We start from the raw sequence: 17,114 nt of genomic DNA, 5'->3' as shown, positions 1-17,114 counted from the left end.
GATCAGATCCCCACCGTGAAGCCGTCGGACCAGCTCTGCATCTGCTGCACGATGCCGTCCCAGGCGCCGGTCAGCAGCAGCAGGCCCGTACCGATCATCATGATCCCCCCGATCCGCATCACCCAGGCGTAGTGCTGCTTGACCCAGCCGAACGCACCGAGCGCCTTGCGGAAGGCGACCGCCGCGAGCACGAAGGGGACACCGAGACCGAGGCAGTAGGCGACGGTCAGGAGGGCACCGCGGCCTGCGCTGCCCTGGTCGGAGGAGAGCACCAGGACGGAGGAGAGGGTCGGGCCGATGCAGGGCGTCCAGCCGATCCCGAACAGCGCGCCGAGCAGCGGCGCGCCCACGAGACCGGTGGCGGGCCGCTGGTGGAACCGGAACTCGCGCTGGGTCAGCCAGGGCATCAGGCCCATGAAGAAGACGCCCAGCAGGATCATGAAGATGCCGAGCACCTTGGACAGGGTGTCCCGGTACTCCTGGAGCGTCGCCCCGAAATACCCGAACAGCGCCCCGCCGGAGACGAACACGGCGGTGAAGCCGAGGACGAACAGCGCGGCGCCCATGGCCATCCGGCCCCGCCGGGCCTCGGCCAGGTCGGTGCCGGCGACCCCCGTGACATACGAGAGGTAGCCGGGGACGAGCGGCAGGACGCACGGCGAGAAGAAGGAGACGAGCCCGCCGAGAAGTGCGACGGGCAGGGCGACCAGCAGCGCCCCGTTGCGGACCGTCTCATTGCCTTCGGCGACCGCCGCGAGCGTGACCATTGCGCTCACGTCACTTCTCCGCGACGACGGGGTCGATCATCTCGCGCAGCTTCTCCTCGGTCAGAGGCTGGAGCGTACGCGCGGCGATCTTGCCGTCCCGGTCGATGACGAGCGTGGAGGGAATGGCCTGGGGGTTGAGCGTGCCCTTCTTGAAGCGCAGCATCAGCTTGCCCGTCGGGTCGTACAGGCTCGGGTAGGTGACCCCGTACTCCTTCTCGAAGGCGCGGGCCGGGCCGGTGCTGGTGTCGCGGGTGTTGATGCCCACGAACTGGACGCCGTTGCGCTCGTTGTCCTTGGCGACCTTGACGAAGTTCGACGCCTCGGCGCGGCACGGCGGGCACCAGGAGCCCCAGACGTTGAGGACGACGATCTTGCCCTTGTAGGAGGCGACGTCGAGCTTCTTGCCGTCGATCGTGGTGCCGGACAGGTCGGGGGCGGTGTCCCGCTCGCCCTTCTTGACGGTCGCGATGCCGTCCTTGCCGGTGATGAAGTTGGTGTTGCCCGAGCCCCCGGAGACGCCGCCGGATCCGCACGCGGACAGCACGAGCGCCGCGATGGCGGCCCCGGCGGAGGCGAGGACGGCATGGCGGCGACTGCGGCTACGGGTGCGGTTCAGGCGCTGCGGGGCGCGGCAGGCGGCACTCATGTGAAAAGTTTCGCATGTCCGTTCCGGGGATCTTGCGCACCCCCCTCACGGGTGGAAACCCGCATTTCAGGCGGCCTTCGACGGGTCCCCCTAGGGCCTGTATCGAGTTGCCCGTCGTCCGCCCGGAAGGCGGGCGTCGCGGCGTCTGGTGCTGGGGGCACCTCCCACGCCCTTCAGGCAGTGGGGGAGCCTCGCAAGGCGGAGGGTCGCCCGCGTACTGGGCGTACGCGGGCGAGCCCGACAACGCGGCGAGGTGCCGTGCCAGGCGTCGCGACGCAGGCGGGCAACTCGATACAGGCCCTAAGGGCTGTCCCGTAATCCCTGACGGGCGCGCGACGACGGCTACGGCACCTCGCCGCGTTGTCGGAACGCCCGAATACGTCCAGTATTCGGGCGTCCCTCCGCCTTGCGATGCACCGCATCCGACGCCGCGCGCTGATCCGCCAGGGATTACGGGACAGCCCTTAGGCCCCTGTGCCGGTGGCGGCGAGGAACTCCTTCCAGCCGCCGGTCGGCTGCTGCCCCACGTCCAGCGACTGGAGCTTGTGGACCACCTCGGGCCGCTGGGCGTCGAGCCAGTCCGTGAACTGCCGGAAGGAGACGAGCCGTATGTCGGCGCCCTTCTCCTTCTCGCGCGCGATGTGCTTGAACGCTTCTTCCACGGCGTCCATGTAGATGCCGCCGTTCCACTGCTCGAAGTGGTTGCCTATGAAGAACGGCGCCCTGTTCGTCCGGTATGCCCGGTCAAATCCAGCTATGTAGGCGTCTGTTGCCTGCTTGCGCCAGCCCGGGTAGTTGTGCGCGGGTGCCTGGGTCGAGTTGATCGACTGGTTGGCGAGGATGTTGTAGTCCATCGACAGCACCTCGAACCGATGCCCGGGGAACGGGATGAGCTGGAGCGGGAGATCCCACAGCCCCTGCTTCTTCTCCGGCCAGCGCTGCCGCCCGCCCGGCGAGGAGGCGTCGTAGCGCCAGCCCAGCTCGCGGGCCGTGGGCAGCAGGTTCTCCTGGCCGAGGAGACAGGGCGTACGGCCGCCGACCAACTCCTTGTCGTAGTCGAAGGGGAGCGGCGGCAGGTCCTTGAACCCGGTGTTGGTGCGCCATTCCTTGACGAAGGACTTGGCCTGCTCTATCTCGCTGCGCCACTGCTTCGGCGTCCAGTTCCCGACCGTGCCGAAACCGGAACAGAAATGGCCGTTGAAATGGGTGCCTATCTCATGGCCTTCCAGCCAGGCGCGGCGGACATTCTTCAGCGTGGCGCGAATGTGGTCGTCGGTGAGATATCCGATGTCCGAGGCGCCCGGCTGGTTGTTCGGCGGCAGATACATGCGCTTCTTCGACTCCGGGAGCACATACAGCCCGGAGAGAAAGAACGTCATGTGCGCGCCGTGATTCTTGGCGAGGTCGAGAAAGCGCGGGAAGAGGCCGTTGCCGACTTCTCCGGCGCCGTCCCAGGAGAACACGACGAACTGGGGCGGGGTCCGGCCGGGCTCCAGCGGTGCGGGCTTGTCCGGCTGGTTCGGCTGCGCACCGGTGTCGGCGGTGGAGCCGTCACCGAGCGGACGTACGGGAACACTGGGGCCGGTACTTCCGGCGGCGCCCTTGCCGGAACCGCCCGGCTTCGTACCCCCCTGCTGGGACCCGCACGCGGCCAGTCCCATCGCCGCTGCCGCGCCCGCTCCGAGCCCGATCAGTCCCCGTCGGCCGATGCGCCGCATCACGTTCCCCATTTCATCGCGCCCTCTTGGTGGTCACCCGTGCCCCGGCAGGCAGCGTTGTCCGTCGGGGCACTAGGCAAGAGGGCGCGATGAAGAGGGCGGTTCCCGAACACGCCCCCGTCGCGCCGGGCTTTGCGCGGACACGCGTCCGCGGGAGCCCGGCGGCACAGCGGTGCGCTCAGGCCCCGAACGCCTTCTGCTTTCCCTTCACCGGCTTGGCGCCCGCGAGGAGATGAGCGGGCACGAGGTCCCGGGCCGGCTCGGAGTACCCCACCGACACGATCTTGTCGCCCTGGTACGTGAACGTGGTCAGGGAGGCGAGCGTGCACTGCCGCTTGCGCGGGTCGTGCCACAGCCGCCGCTTCTCCACGAAGCTGCGCACGATCCAGATCGGCAGTTGGTGGCTGACGCACACGGCCTCATGGCCGCGCGCGGCGTCCTTGGCGGCGTCCAGCGCGGCCATCATCCGGACGACCTGCTCCAGATACGGCTCGCCCCAGGACGGCTTGAACGGGTTGACGAGGTGCTTCCAGTTCTCCGGCCGCCGCAGCGCGCCGTCACCCACGCCGAAGGTCTTGCCCTGGAAGACGTTGTCGGCCTCGATGAGCCGCTCGTCGGCGGCCAGGTCGAGCCCGTGCGCCTTGGCGATCGGGGTGGCCGTCTCCTGCGCCCGCTCCAGCGGGGAGGCGACGACGTGGGTGATGTCCCGGGAGGCGAGGTGGTCGGCGACCCGCTCGGCCATCTGCCGGCCGAGGTCGGAGAGGTGGTACCCGGGCAGCCGCCCGTAGAGGATCCCCTCGGGGTTGGCGACCTCGCCGTGCCGCATCAGGTGGACGACGGTGATGTCACTCATGCCGCTGTGGCCTCCGCTGCCGCACGGGCCGCCGCCGGGAGGGCGTCGGCGATCTTCTGGAGCGCCCGCTCGTCATGGGCGGTGGAGACGAACCAGGACTCGAACGCCGACGGCGGCAGATACACGCCCTGCGAGAGAAGGGAGTGGAAGAACGCCGTGAACCGGAAGGACTCCTGGCTCCTGGCGTCCTCGTAGGTGTGCACCGGCCGGTCGGTGAAGAACACCGAGAACATGTTGGAGGCGTTCTGCACCCGGTGGGCGACGCCCTCCTTGGCGAGCGCGTCCGTGACGAGCCTACGGATCTCGGCGGAGACCGCGTCGACCTTCTCGTACGCGGCGTCGTCGAGGAGGCGGAGCTGGGCGAGGCCCGCGGCGGTCGCGATCGGGTTCCCGGAGAGGGTGCCGGCCTGGTAGACGGGCCCGGCCGGGGCGAGGTACGCCATGACGTCCGCGCGCCCGCCGAAGGCCGCGGCGGGGAAGCCGCCGCCCATGACCTTGCCGAAGGTCATCAGGTCGGGCACCACGCCGTCGACGCCGTACCAGCCGGCCCTGCTGGTCCGGAAGCCGGTCATGACCTCGTCGGAGATGTACAGCGCGCCGTTCTCCCGGCAGAGGTCCTTCAGCCCCTGGTTGAACCCGGGCAGCGGCGGCACGACGCCCATGTTGCCGGGCGAGGCCTCCGTGATCACACAGGCGATCTCGCCGGGGTGGGCGGCGAAGGCGGCGCGGACGGCATCGAGGTCGTTGTACGGCAGGACGACGGTGTCCCCGGCCTGGGCGCCGGTGACACCCGGGGTGTCGGGCAGCGCGAAGGTGGCGACACCGCTGCCGGCCGCGGCGAGCAGCGAGTCGACATGGCCGTGGTAGCACCCGGCGAACTTGATCACCTTGGACCGCTGGGTGAACCCGCGGGCCAGCCGGATCGCCGACATCGTGGCCTCGGTCCCGCTGGAGACGAGGCGCACCTGCTCGACCGGCTCGATCCGGGCGACGATCTCCTCGGCCAGCGCGACCTCGCCCTCACCGGGCGCGCCGAAGGAGGTGCCGCGGGAGACGGCCTCCTGAACCGCCGCGATCACCTCCGGGTGGGCGTGCCCGAGGATCAGGGGTCCCCACGAACACACGAGGTCGACGTATTCACGTCCATCGGCATCGGTCAGCCAGGGGCCGCTGCCGGACACCATGAACCGGGGCGTACCGCCCACGGCTCCGAAGGCGCGCACCGGAGAGTTCACGCCTCCTGGCGTGACGACCGCCGCGCGCTCGAAAAGAGTCTGCGAAACTGGGGCTTCGTACGGATAGCTCACACAAGCCATGGTGTCAGAGGCCGCGACGAACCCGCGGACAGGTGTTTCCACGCACGTTTCGGCGAGCGGCCGTGGGGGAGGTCACTGACACGATGATCAGGTTGCGCGGCGGGGGCCACGCGTCCTAGAACAGCAGTCGGGTGGAGATATGCATCGCGGTGGCGGACTGGGCGAGGGGACCGATGACCTGGGTCCTCGGCGTGCCCGGCGGGGAAGGCACCGGCGCGACGCGGAGGAGAGCGAGACACGTCGGGCACAGGGGCCGCACGAGGCGCATGAACCCTCCGGTTCCCGCGGTTCACAGCTCCCACAGAGTTCGCAGAACACTCAGGGCACGCAAAACCCTCCGGGATCCCAGGGCGGGCCTGACAGAATCGACCGGGCGGCCCACAGGGACCGCAGGAACCACACGGCCGACCGACTGGGGGCAGGGAGCGGGAATGGTGGCCGGGTGGGGGTGACGTACAAGTACTTCGGCGCGCCGGACGGCGCCACGGCGGCGCGCGTCCCGATCTCGATGCGCCCGGAGGAACTGGGCGGTGACGAGCTCGGCATGGGCGGGATGTTCACCAAGATCAAGCCGGAGACGATGGCGGCGATGGTCCTCACCGGCATCGAGGGCGTCCCGCTGCACAAGGTCCCCCCGCTGGAACTGGTGGTCCTGCACCCCGACTACGCGGTGGTCAAACTCCCCATGACGGTCGTGGACCCGCTCCGCGGCATCGGCGAGGAGGCGGTGGGCGCGGCGGCCTTCATCTGGTCCACGGTCCCGGACCGCGGCGGCCCACGCGACGCGTTCAACGTGTACCAACTCCTGCACGAATGGCAGGACTTCAGCCACCGGTTGCATGAGGCGGGGCATCAGGCCTACTGCTTGGTCTGGCCGTGAGTCACCGTCAGGGGTAGCGGACAGGCCTGTCGTCGAGGTCGACGGCAGCGAGGGCCGGCCCTGAGTCAGGACCGGCCCTCTGATGGTGGTGCGGCTACCGCGACGGGGCGGTTACTTGACCGTCACCGTCACCGGCTGCGAGACCACGTCACCGGCCCGGACCCTGAGCTGTTCCTGGCCCTTGTAGTCGAGCCGGGTGTCCAGGCGGTAGTTGTAGTTCTTGTCGATCGTGTAGTGGAGCTCGGTCTTGATCGGCGTCCACTTGCCGTCGTAGTAGCGCTCGATCACGACGGGGCTGCCTGTCTTCAGGCCGTCGGTGCGCCCGGTGAGCGTCACCTTCTCGCCCGCCATGACCTGGGTCCTGTCGACCTTCGTGGTGACCGAGGCCGAACGCTCGTTGATGTTCGGGTCCTGCTTGAGGGTCGCCTCGGGCTCCGCCATACGCGTCGCCTTGGGGTTGGGGTTCGGCTCGGCGGCGAACGCGCCGGCCGTACCGGCCGTCAGCAGTGCCGCGGACAGGGCGCCGACGGCGAGGACACGGGTGGAGCGGGTGCGAAGTGAGGATTTCACGTTGGACTCCTGTACTGAGACAGTTCCCCCGCTACGGACTCCCCCAGCGCGCGCACCATTGAGATTGGCACGTAACCGATCCGTCAGCGACCGGGATTTCACCGCTTTGCCACGAAGTCATCAGACATATCAGTGACCGCCTGTCATCGAAGCAGGTGAGAACAGCGCCCATATGACCTAGTTATTACCTTTGCCCCACCTACGCTGGTAGCCGCGAACCGTTCGCAGAGCCTCGGGCCAGGGGAGCAACGCCGATGACCGCCATGGAGCGCACCCGCGGGGACCGGCTGCGGGCCTGGATGCTGGAAGGCCTGTCCGACATGGGCAAGGGTGCCCCCCAGGGTCCGCACGCCCCGCCCGCGCCCCCGCACGAAGGCCGCCGCTGGTGGCGGGTGATGTGTCTGACCGGTGTCGACTACTTCTCCACCCTCGGCTACCAGCCCGGCATCGCCGCCCTCGCCGCCGGGCTGCTCTCCCCGCTCGCCACCCTCGTCCTCGTCCTCGTCACGCTCGCCGGCGCCCTGCCCGTCTACCGCCGCGTCGCCCGCGAGAGCCCGCACGGCCAGGGCTCCATCGCCATGCTCGAACGCCTGCTCACCTTCTGGAAGGGCAAGCTCTTCGTCCTGACCCTCCTCGGCTTCGCCGCCACCGACTTCCTGATCACCATCACCCTCTCCGCCGCCGACGCCGCCACCCACCTCATCCAGAACCCCCACCTCAGCAGCGCCCTGCACGGCCACCAGATGCTCATCACGCTGCTGCTCATCGCCCTGCTCGGCGCGGTCTTCCTCAAGGGCTTCCTCGAAGCCATCGGCGTCGCCGTCGCCCTGGTCGGGACCTATCTCGCCCTCAACGCCGTCGTCGTGGTCGCGGGCCTGTGGCATGTGCTCACCGCCGAGCATGTGATCACCGACTGGACCGGCGCCCTGACGAGCGCCCACCACGGCAACGTCCTCGCCATGGTCGGCGTCGCCCTGATCGTCTTCCCCAAGCTCGCCCTCGGCCTGTCCGGCTTCGAGACCGGCGTGGCCGTCATGCCGCATGTGCGGGGTGACCCCGGCGACACCGAGGAGCAGCCCACGGGCCGGATCCGGGACACCCGCAAGCTGCTGACCACCGCCGCCGTCATCATGAGCGGCTTCCTGATCACCACCAGCTTCATCACCACCCTGCTCATCCCGGCACCGGCGTTCCAGGCGGGCGGCCCGGCGAACGGCCGGGCGCTGGCGTATCTGGCGCACGCCCACCTCGGCAACACCTTCGGCACGGTCTACGACATCTCGACGATCACGATCCTCTGGTTCGCGGGCGCCTCCGCCATGGCCGGGCTGCTCAACCTGATGCCCCGCTATCTGCCCCGCTACGGCATGGCCCCGCACTGGGCCGGTGCCGTACGCCCCATGGTCATCGTCTTCATCCTGATCGCCTTCCTGGTGACCTGGATCTTCAACGCCAGCGTCGACGCCCAGGGCAGCGCCTACGCCACCGGCGTCCTCGTACTGATCAGCTCCGCCGCCATCGCGGTGACCGTCGCCGCGCGGCGGGCGCGCCAGAAGCGGTGGACGGCCGTCTTCGCCGTCATCTCCGCCGTGTTCCTCTACACCACCGTCGCCAACGTCTTCGAACGACCGGACGGGGTGAAGATCGGCGCCTGCTTCATCGCCGGGATCATCCTCGTCTCGCTGCTGTCCCGGCTCGCCCGCTCCTTCGAGCTGCGGGTGACCGAGGTGGTCCTGGACGACATGGCGCAGCGGTTCGTCCGTGACATCGCCAGCCGGAAGATGCGGTTCATCGCCAACGAGCCCGGCGCCCGCGACCTCGCCGAGTACCGCGGCAAGATCGAGCAGATCCGCGCCGACAACGACGTCCCGTCGCTGGAGGACTTCGTCTTCGTGGAGGTGACGGTCCGCGACCCCTCGGAGTTCGAGACGGGGCTGACCGTACGGGGCGAGGTCCTGCACGACCGCTACCGCGTCCTCACCCTGGAGTCGTCCTCCGTCCCCAACGCGCTCGCCGCCCTGCTGCTGCACGTCCGCGACACCACCGGCCGCACCCCGCACATCTACTTCGAGTGGACCGAGGGCAACCCGTTCGCGAACTTCCTGCGCTTCTTCCTCTTCGGGCAGGGCGAGGTGGCCCCGGTGACCCGGGAGGTGCTGCGCGAGGCGGAGCCCGAACGCGCCCGGCGACCCCGCGTCCACGTCGGCTGACGCCGGAGACGGACGGGGTCCGGGTACGGTCGCGTCACTCGCTGCCCGGCCGCCGTCCCCCGCCCGCCGTGAACCCGATGACCGAGCCGCCGCCCTCGCGCCGGCACGCGAACGACGCGCCCCCGTGCGAGGTCGCCACCTCGCGCACGATCGACAGGCCGAGGCCCGAGCCCGGCAGGCTCCTGGCGTCCGCGGCCCGGTAGAAGCGGTCGAAGATCCGCAGGAGGTCGCCCTCCTCGATGCCCGGCCCCCGGTCGAGGACCTCCACGCGCACACTGCCCGGCAGCGAGCCCGTTCCCGGCGCCTCGCCTCCGTCCTTCAGCGCCGTGGCGGGCAGCGCCCCCCGGCCGTTCACGGCCCCGTCCACCGCCCCGTCCATGCCCCCCGCGGTGTCCCCGGCCGCGTACCGGCCGGAATCCCGCGCGCCGAACGCCGACTGGCCCGACGCCGCCTGCCGGGGCAAGGACCGGGGCTCGGGCCAGGACTCCGACCAGGGCGGCGGCTGCCCCGGCCCCGTGACGACCACCTCGATCGGCGCGGTGCCCTCGCGGTCGAACTTCGCCGCGTTCTCCAGCAGGTTGGACACCGCCCGCTGCAGAGCCGAGGCGCGCCCGTCGACCGTCGTGTCGCCGGTGACCCGGACGACGATCTCGCGTCCCAGGCGACGGCGCGCGATCACCGCCGCGTCCTCGGCGACATCGGCGAGCGTCAGCCGCTGCACCGGCTCCGTGTCGCACTGCCCGGCCGCCAGATCGACCAGTTCGTTGACCAGGTCGGTCAACTCCCGTGATTCCTGGGCGAGATCGGCCACCAGCTCCTCGCGGGCCGCGGGCGGCAGTTCGTCGATCCGGCGCAGCAGCGAGATGTTCGTCCGCAGGGACGTCAGCGGCGTACGGAGTTCGTGCCCGGCGTCCTGCACCAGACGGCGCTGGTCCTCCTCCGACTGCGCCAGCCGCCCCAGCATGCGGTCGAAGGAGCGGCCGAGGCGCGCCACCTCGTCGTTGCCGGTGACCGAGACCTGGACGCCGAGCCGCCGCGTGCGCGCCACCCCCTCGGCGGCATCGGCCAGCCGCACCAGCCGCCCCGTGATCCGCCGCGCCAGCCACCAGCCGAACAGCCCGGCGGCCACCACCACCGCGCCCATCAGCAGCGCCGTACGCCGCTGCAGACTGCGCAACAGGTCCTCGGTGCCGCTGAGTTCCTGGGCGACCTGCACGGCGCCACGGCCCTGGCCGAGCCCGACCGTCGCCACCCGGTAGACGACGCCGCCGACATCGACGCTTCGGTGCTCCACCAGCTCACCCGACCTGACGGCGGCGGCGATACGCCGGTCCTCGGCGCGGACGGGCAGCACCGTCTTGGAGTGGCCGACGACCGCCCCGCCGGGGCCGAGCACCTGGACGACCGTACGGCTGGGCCGGATGATCTCCTCACGCGGAGAGCCGTGGCCCCGGTCGGAGACCGCGAAGTCCTGCGGTGTCAGCGGCTTGCGACCCACCTGGTCCCGTAGGTCGGCCACGACCTGGACGAAGACGGTCTGCTGGTCCACGCGCACGAGGCGCGCCGCGGCGTCGTAACTGAGGAAGCCGACAAGGACGGTGACCCCGGCGGCCACGGCCGCGAAGGACACGGTGAAGGTGGTCCGCAGCGACGACATCCGCCGCAGCCGGGACCGCAGCCGCAGCCGGGCGCGCAGCTCTCGCGGCAGCCGCCGCCAGAGGCTCAGCCAGAACCCGGCCGCCGTGGCAGGCACCGGTCAGTCCTCCCTCAGCACATACCCCACGCCGCGCACCGTGTGGATGAGGGCCGGGGCCCCCGGCCCGTCGAGCTTGCGCCGCAGGTAACCCACGTAGACGGCCAGATTCTTGGAGCCGGGGCCGAAGTCGTAGCCCCAGATGCGGTCGTAGATGGTGGCGTGGTCGAGGACGATACCGGCGTTGCGGGCGAGCAGCTCCAGCAGGTCGAACTCGGTGCGGGTCAGCTCCAGTTCACGCGCACCACGCCAGGCACGGCGCGCCTGTACGTCCATGCGCAGCCCGGCGACGGACACCTGGCCGGCGGGGATCCGCTCCTCTTCCTTCTCCTTGGGCGCCTCGGGCGCGGTGCCGTTGGTGCGCCGCAGCAGGGCTCTGAGCCGGGCGAAGACCTCGTCGACGTCGAACGGCTTCACCACGTAGTCATCGGCGCCCGCGTCCAGGCCCGCGATACGGTCGGCGGTCTCCACCAGGGCGGTGAGCATCAGGATCGGGGTGCGGTCGCCCTCGGCGCGCAGGACGCGGCACACCTGGAGGCCGTCGATGCCGGGCATCATCACGTCGAGGACGAGTATGTCGGGCCGGGTGCGATGGGCCTGGGCGAGGGCCTCCACCCCGTCGGCCACGGCGGTCACCGCGTAGCCCTCCAGCGTCAACGCGCGTTCCAGGGCATGGCGGATGGCGCGGTCGTCCTCGGCGAGCAGCACGGTCTGGGTCACCCGACCAGTCTGCCAAGGCCACGGCGGTACTCCACCGGCCCAGGGGGCCACGGAGGGGCTTCTTACCCCCCTCTCACCGCTCGGCGCGTGGCGACTTACCCGGTCGGGCCGGGACGTCGGCTATGCGCACCCCCCTCGCCTCCGCACCCCCGCCGTTGTCAGTACCGGCTCGTACGCTCCGTCCATGGCCTCCCCACGCCGTGACACACGCGGGATCGTCGACGCCGCCGAACTCTTCGCGCGCGTCTCCTTCCGGCGCCACGAACCGGCCGAGCCGCTGCGCCCGTATCTGGAGCACTACTGGCTGCTGGACTGGGACCTCCCGCAGCCGCACGCGTCGCAGGTCGTCCCGCATCCGTCGGTGAACATCGTCTTCCAGCGCTACGGCGACCAGCCGCCCTTCGGCGAGGTCTCCGGCGTCGGCCTCGGGCTGTTCACCCAGCGGCTGGAGGGCAGGGGCCGGGTGTGCGGGATCCAGTTCCGGCCGGGCGGCTTCCGTCCCTTCGCGCCCGGCCGCCCGGTGACGCACTGGACGAACCGCCGTGTCCCGCTGCCCGAGGCGTACCCGGACGCGGACCCGGCCGCGGTCCTCACCCCCGAGGACGAACACGCGCGCGTGGCCGCGCTGGACACCTTCCTGCTGAGCCTCGGCCCCCGCCCGGACCCGCAGGCCGATCTCGCGACGGCCCTCGTCGACCGCATCCGCACGGACCGCACGATCCGGCGGGTCGCCGACTTCGCACGGGCGGAGGGCCTGTCCGTACGTCTCCTGCAGCGCCTGTTCGCCGCGTACGTAGGGGTGGGCCCGAAGTGGGTCATCCTGCGCTACCGCATCCACGAGGCGCTGGAGCGCGCGGAGACCGAGCGGGCCGTGGACTGGGCGGGCCTGGCGGCGGACCTCGGCTATGCCGACCAGGCCCATCTGGTACGGGACTTCACGGCGACGGTGGGGGTGCCACCGACCGCGTACGCACCTCGCGCGGGCAGCCACGGCTAGGGCCTCGTTTGGATCAGGCCGGATCAGGGAGCGGTGTCTGGTGCTGGGGGCACCTCCCACGCCGTTCAGGCAGTGGGGGAGCATCGCAAGGCGGAGGAGGGCGGCAGGGCGGAGCCCTGCCAACCGACGAGGCCGGCATGATCCATACGACAGGCCCTGGTGCCCTCCCGCGGGCGCGGCGGGAGCGGCGTGCGAGGGTGGCCGCATGCTGATCCTCCGCTCCGCCGCCCTCTTCGTCGTCGCCGCGCTGTTCGAGATCGGCGGCGCCTGGCTCGTCTGGCAGGGCGTACGCGAGCACCGCGGCTGGGTGTGGATCGGCGCGGGTGTGATGGCCCTCGGCGTCTACGGCTTCGTCGCCACCCTGCAGCCGGACGCGCACTTCGGGCGCATCCTCGCCGCGTACGGCGGTGTCTTCGTGGCGGGCTCCCTGGCCTGGGGCGTGGTGGCGGACGGCTACCGGCCCGACCGCTGGGATCTGACGGGCGCGCTGATCTGCCTCGCCGGGATGGCCGTGATCATGTGGGCGCCGCGAGGGCACTGACGTCGCCGCGGGCTCCGCAGGGGCCACGCGTACGACCCCGCGTACGGCACTCCGCCGGACCTCGCGCCGGGCACCTATCCTGAGCGGGAGTCGCTCGCACGGCCCGGCACCCCGGGTGAACGGCCCACCACCGGGACCGCGCGTCGCCGCACGCGCCCCGTACCCACCGATCCGTATGCCCGTCCGCACGAGCCTGCCGTCCGAGGAGCAGCCCATGACCGCCGCCGCACCCTCCGCCGCCTCCCCCATCGCCGTCGTCACCGGCGCGAGCAGCGGAATCGGTGCCGCAACGGCCCGCCGGCTCGCCGCCGAGGGCTACCGCGTCGTCCTCACCGCCCGCCGCAAGGACCGTATCGAGGCGCTCGCGGAGGAGCTGAACGCCGCGGGGTACGCGGCGGCGGCGTACGCGCTGGACGTCACCGAGCGCGGGGCGGTCGACGCGTTCGCGACCGCCTTCAAGACCGTCGGCGTCCTGGTCAACAACGCGGGCGGCGCGCTCGGCGCGGACCCGGTCGCGACCGGTGACCCCGACGACTGGCGCCGGATGTACGAGACGAACGTCCTCGGCACCCTGAACGTCACCCAGGCCCTGCTGCCCGCGCTGACCGCGAGCGGCGACGGCACCGTGGTGGTGGTCTCCTCGACCGCGGGCCTCGCCACGTACGAGGGCGGCGCGGGCTATGTCGCCGCCAAGCACGCCGAGCACGTCCTCGCCGAGACGCTCCGCCTGGAGATCGTCGGCACCCCGGTCCGGGTGATCGAGATCGCCCCCGGCATGGTGAAGACGGACGAGTTCGCGCTGACCCGCTTCGACGGCGACAAGGAGAAGGCGGCCAAGGTCTACGAGGGCGTCGCCGATCCGCTCACGGCGGAGGACGTGGCCGACACGATCGGCTGGGCGGTCACCCGGCCCAGCCACGTCAACATCGACCTGCTGGTGGTCCGCCCGCGCGCCCAGGCCTCGAACACCAAGGTCCACCGGGAGAAGCGGTGACGGAGCCGAGCCCGGAGGAGGAGCGCACTCCGGAAGAGGAGCGCGCGCGGGCCGCGGAGCAGCAGCGCCTGGCGCTGGAGAAGAAGCGCGAGCGCTACGTCTGGTACTACCTCGCGTACTTCCTCTTCGGCATCCATCTCGTGGCGTTCGTGATGATCTTCGCGGTGAAGCACGCGAAGTGAACGCCGAGACCCCCGGCCGGAAGCGGCCGGGGGTCTCGCACGTCAGCCCTTCACGCAGACGACCTGCTTGAGCTCGGCCACAACCTCGACCAGGTCGCGCTGCTGGTCGATGACCTGCTCGATCGGCTTGTACGCGCCCGGGATCTCGTCGACCACCCCGGAGTCCTTGCGGCACTCCACGCCCCGCGTCTGCTCCTCCAGGTCCTTCGCCGAGAAGCGGCGCTTGGCCGCGCTGCGGCTCATCCGCCGACCGGCGCCGTGCGAGGCCGAGTTGAACGCCTTCGCGTTGCCGAGGCCCTTCACGATGTACGAACCCGTGCCCATCGAGCCCGGGATGATGCCGAACCCTCGGGGTGCAGGGTCAGCTTGTCGTCGTTCCAACCGAACGAACGGGCAGTGAACGAGTCCACGAAGCGCTCGTAGGCGTGCGCCCCTCGGTACAGCCGGTCATCGGCGACGCATACCACACCATCGACGGGGTATCGGCGCCCCGACACCGGCTCGCCTCGTTCTGCGCGGGCCAGATGGTGGAGGCGCGCTCGCCGCTTCTTCTTGGTTCAGACGACACGTGACGGCACGATCTCTACGGCGATGGAGCCGAGTACCGCGGTCTCCTTGGCGTTGCCGCGGCCCGCTCGGAGAGTGTCCACGTTGCTGCCGGGGTCCCCGCCTCCACGACCGGCCGGGACGCCGGGAAACGGGTGCCGGGCCGCAAGAGGGGACCGGCCATGGACGTGCTCGGCCTGGTCATCGCCGTCACCGTCCTTGCCGCGAGCGTGCACGACAACGCGGCGGGCATCGCCTTGCTGGACCAGGTCGCCGCTCACGGCAGCCGCCTCGGCGTCGACGTCGAGACCGTCGAACGCAACCCGCAGGAGACGTGGTTCGTCCCGCAATCGAAGCGGTGGAGGGTCGAGCAGACCTACGGGATCCTGATACTGCACCGACGCCTGGTCCGCGACTACGAGCACCGTCCGTCGTCGTCCGCCTCCCGCGTCTACTGGGCGATGACCCACGTCATGGTCCGCCGCCTCACCGGCGCGAACACCCCCACCTGGCGCGGCCCTCAGGCGGTGACGACGTGAACATCCAGCCTCTGCTCGAAGCACTGGACGTCCGGCAAGACGCGGCCCAGGCCCTGACCGACGACCTCCGCACCCAGATCGGCGAACTGCAGGCCCGGCTGCGGGAAGCCGAGACCCACCTCGAACACCTCGCGATCACCCGGAAGACCATCATCGCCCTCGCCGACCGGATCCCCACCCGGGCCGCCTCGCCGGACCTGCCCGAGCACCCGGACTACTCCCGCATCCTCGCCGTCTTCCACGAAACCACCGGCCCCCTCCGGGCCCGAGACATCTGCCAAGCCCTCGACCACGAACCGCTGCCGAAGAACAATGAAGGCGCCCGCACCAAGCTGAAACGCCTGGTCAAGCTCAACATCCTCACCAAGGACGACGCCGGCAGCTTCGCCAGGAAGCGGTAACCGACCGGGCCCCGCGCTCAGCAGCCCCGCTTCAGTCTCACCCGGGACAAGACATCGACCCACGAGCCGCCCGCTGGAACAAACGCTCGGGGTCTCTGCGAGCCGTCAGGTGTTGTCCGGCCATGTCAGACGGCGGGCGCAGTGCGCCCATGCGGCCACGACCATGAGCATGGCAACAAGGCTGCCGAGCGTCATGACCGTGGACGGGGAGGTTCGGTCCACGATGACACCACCGGCCACCGCGCCGAGTGAGATCGTCACCTGGAAGGAAGCAGTGAACAGCACCGACGCTGCCTCGGGCGCGTCGGGGGCTGCCATGGCGAACCACGTCTGGGAGGAGACGGGGACGGCACCATAGGCAACGCCCCAGACGATCAACAGGGCGACGGCGCCGATCTGCCAGCGCCCCAGAACCGGCAGCAGCAAGGTGACGGTTGCGATCATGCCGGCGGCGAGACCGAAGGTGGCTCGGGGATAGCGAGTGACCACCGCTCCGCCCAGGAAGTTGCCGACGATTCCTGCGGCACCGTAGACCAACAGGAAGACAGTGATCAGTTGCGAGCTGGCATCGGTGACTTGCTCCAGGAACGGAGTGACGTAGGTGTAGGTCCCGAAGTGCGCCAGCACGGCCAAAAAGGTCAACAGCAGCGCGAAACGCGTGTTGACGCTCTTGAACATGCCGCGCAGCACACTCAGACGGGTCGTCCGGTTGGGCGGCAGCGGCGGCATGACCAGGAGCAGCATGGCCAGTACACCGACTGTGAGGGCACCCATGACGACGAAAGCCGTGCGCCAGCCGGCCAAGTCCCCGATGAACGTGCCGGCCGGTACACCGAGCACGGAGCCCAGCGGTACTGCGGAGAAGATCACCGACGTGGCGCGGCCGACCGACGCCGCGGGCACCAGGCGCTCGGCCAATCCGGCACCGATCGACCAGAAGCCCCCGATGACGATGCCGACGATGACACGGGAGACCAGGACCAGCCAGTAGTCGGGTGCCGCGGCGGCCAGGAAATTCGCCATGGCCAGCATGAGCATGAACACGCACAGCATCAGACGACGGTCGATGTGTGCGGTCGCCACGGTGACCACGGGTGCGGAGACGGCTGCAAGAAGTCCGGGCATGGTCATCATCAGCCCGGCCATCCCGTCGGAGACGGCGAAGCTGGAGCCGATCGTGGTGAGCAGACCGATCGGCAGGATCTCGGTCGTGACGATCGAGAAGATTCCCAGCATGACCGAACTCACGGCCAGCCACCCGATCAGGGGGGATCGATTCGGTAAGCCGACCCCGCCAGAGTGGCACGTGGTGGTGTTTGTCGAGGCCATGAATTCCGTTCCTTGAAGGGCCTGTCGTTGCCTGATCAGTTCAACAGGCCCCGCGCAGTGAGGGCTGGCAGGTCTGCGACATCATTCTTGTGACGCGAGGGTGATGTCGCAGACCTGCTGAATCGCTCTGCAACATGGCTGCCAGTCAGGGG

At 70.3% G+C, this 17,114-nt stretch carries 16 protein-coding genes and 2 pseudogenes; 8 read left to right on the top strand and 10 right to left on the bottom strand.

Translation table 11 applies throughout. From position 1 onward, the window contains the following. Positions 1–2: 2 nt before the first annotated feature. From NGF19_RS10770 to hemL, 5 genes are all read right to left on the bottom strand, one after another. Positions 3–776: a cytochrome c biogenesis CcdA family protein gene (locus NGF19_RS10770; protein WP_252424406.1), complete on the bottom strand. Its 774-nt coding sequence runs from the start codon at positions 774–776 to the stop codon at positions 3–5. A gap of 1 nt (position 777) precedes the next feature. Continuing rightward, positions 778–1,413, bottom strand: coding sequence for a TlpA family protein disulfide reductase (locus NGF19_RS10765; RefSeq protein ID WP_252424404.1), 636 nt, complete (start codon positions 1,411–1,413; stop codon positions 778–780). Positions 1,414–1,877: 464 nt separating this feature from the next. Next, positions 1,878–3,131 carry a polysaccharide deacetylase family protein gene (locus NGF19_RS10760; protein ID WP_252424719.1) on the bottom strand — a complete coding sequence of 418 codons (1,254 nt, stop codon included), beginning with the start codon at positions 3,129–3,131 and terminating at the stop codon, positions 1,878–1,880. A gap of 178 nt (positions 3,132–3,309) precedes the next feature. Continuing rightward, positions 3,310–3,984: a histidine phosphatase family protein gene (locus tag NGF19_RS10755; protein ID WP_252424402.1), complete on the bottom strand. Its 675-nt coding sequence runs from the start codon at positions 3,982–3,984 to the stop codon at positions 3,310–3,312. Next, complete coding sequence (gene hemL / locus NGF19_RS10750) at positions 3,981–5,300, bottom strand: glutamate-1-semialdehyde 2,1-aminomutase (RefSeq protein WP_252424400.1); 1,320 nt, start codon at positions 5,298–5,300, stop codon at positions 3,981–3,983. Before hemL ends, NGF19_RS10755 begins: the two co-directional genes overlap by 4 nt. 442 nt (positions 5,301–5,742) lie before the next feature. Here hemL and NGF19_RS10745 point away from each other — a divergent pair, with 442 nt between their 5' ends. Further along, positions 5,743–6,180 (top strand): hypothetical protein, encoded by a 438-nt coding sequence (locus NGF19_RS10745; RefSeq protein ID WP_030860612.1) that lies wholly within the window; start codon positions 5,743–5,745, stop codon positions 6,178–6,180. A gap of 111 nt (positions 6,181–6,291) precedes the next feature. Here NGF19_RS10745 and NGF19_RS10740 read toward each other — a convergent pair whose 3' ends face one another. Continuing rightward, a complete protein-coding gene (locus tag NGF19_RS10740) occupies positions 6,292–6,750 on the bottom strand; it encodes a hypothetical protein (RefSeq protein WP_252424398.1) in 459 nt (152 codons plus the stop codon). 254 nt (positions 6,751–7,004) lie between these two features. Here NGF19_RS10740 and NGF19_RS10735 point away from each other — a divergent pair, with 254 nt between their 5' ends. Next, entirely contained in the window at positions 7,005–8,960 is a 1,956-nt protein-coding gene (locus NGF19_RS10735) for an APC family permease (protein WP_252424396.1), read from the top strand. Between the two features lie 34 nt (positions 8,961–8,994). On the opposite strand, the gene NGF19_RS10730 is transcribed toward NGF19_RS10735, so the two are convergent. Together NGF19_RS10730 and NGF19_RS10725 are read right to left on the bottom strand one after the other, a co-directional pair. Next, positions 8,995–10,617, bottom strand: a complete 1,623-nt coding sequence (locus NGF19_RS10730; protein ID WP_252424717.1) for a sensor histidine kinase — start codon at positions 10,615–10,617, stop codon at positions 8,995–8,997. A 99-nt stretch (positions 10,618–10,716) separates the two neighbouring features. Beyond that, positions 10,717–11,433, bottom strand: coding sequence for a response regulator transcription factor (locus NGF19_RS10725; protein WP_252424394.1), 717 nt, complete (start codon positions 11,431–11,433; stop codon positions 10,717–10,719). A gap of 184 nt (positions 11,434–11,617) precedes the next feature. On the opposite strand from NGF19_RS10725, the gene NGF19_RS10720 reads away from it, so the two are divergent. The 4 genes from NGF19_RS10720 to NGF19_RS10705 all read left to right on the top strand — a co-directional run bounded on the left by NGF19_RS10720 (position 11,618) and on the right by NGF19_RS10705 (position 14,147). Continuing rightward, entirely contained in the window at positions 11,618–12,430 is an 813-nt protein-coding gene (locus NGF19_RS10720) for a helix-turn-helix transcriptional regulator (RefSeq protein ID WP_252424391.1), read from the top strand. A gap of 205 nt (positions 12,431–12,635) precedes the next feature. Further along, positions 12,636–12,971, top strand: a complete 336-nt coding sequence (locus tag NGF19_RS10715; RefSeq protein WP_252424389.1) for a YnfA family protein — start codon at positions 12,636–12,638, stop codon at positions 12,969–12,971. Positions 12,972–13,185: 214 nt separating this feature from the next. Further along, entirely contained in the window at positions 13,186–13,965 is a 780-nt protein-coding gene (locus NGF19_RS10710) for an SDR family NAD(P)-dependent oxidoreductase (protein WP_252424388.1), read from the top strand. Then, a complete protein-coding gene (locus tag NGF19_RS10705) occupies positions 13,962–14,147 on the top strand; it encodes a hypothetical protein (protein WP_252424386.1) in 186 nt (61 codons plus the stop codon). The genes NGF19_RS10710 and NGF19_RS10705 overlap by 4 nt, the downstream gene beginning before the upstream one ends. A 42-nt stretch (positions 14,148–14,189) precedes the next feature. Here the strand turns inward: NGF19_RS10705 and NGF19_RS10700 are convergent. Then, positions 14,190–14,492, bottom strand: a pseudogene (locus NGF19_RS10700) (RtcB family protein); the annotation flags it as partial. Positions 14,493–14,782: 290 nt separating this feature from the next. On the opposite strand from NGF19_RS10700, the pseudogene NGF19_RS10695 reads away from it, so the two are divergent. Both NGF19_RS10695 and NGF19_RS10690 read left to right on the top strand, forming a co-directional pair. Next, a pseudogene (locus tag NGF19_RS10695) lies at positions 14,783–15,232 on the top strand (transposase); the annotation flags it as partial. Next, positions 15,229–15,633 (top strand): hypothetical protein, encoded by a 405-nt coding sequence (locus NGF19_RS10690; RefSeq protein ID WP_252424384.1) that lies wholly within the window; start codon positions 15,229–15,231, stop codon positions 15,631–15,633. The pseudogene NGF19_RS10695 and the gene NGF19_RS10690, both read left to right, overlap by 4 nt. A gap of 105 nt (positions 15,634–15,738) precedes the next feature. Here NGF19_RS10690 and NGF19_RS10685 read toward each other — a convergent pair whose 3' ends face one another. Then, complete coding sequence (locus NGF19_RS10685) at positions 15,739–16,962, bottom strand: MFS transporter (protein ID WP_252424383.1); 1,224 nt, start codon at positions 16,960–16,962, stop codon at positions 15,739–15,741. Between the last annotated feature and the right edge of the window lie 152 nt (positions 16,963–17,114).

The sequence above is a fragment of the Streptomyces macrolidinus genome, from assembly GCF_023887685.1.
Classification (GTDB): domain Bacteria; phylum Actinomycetota; class Actinomycetes; order Streptomycetales; family Streptomycetaceae; genus Streptomyces; species Streptomyces macrolidinus.
This window is presented reverse-complemented; position numbering and strand designations above follow the sequence as displayed.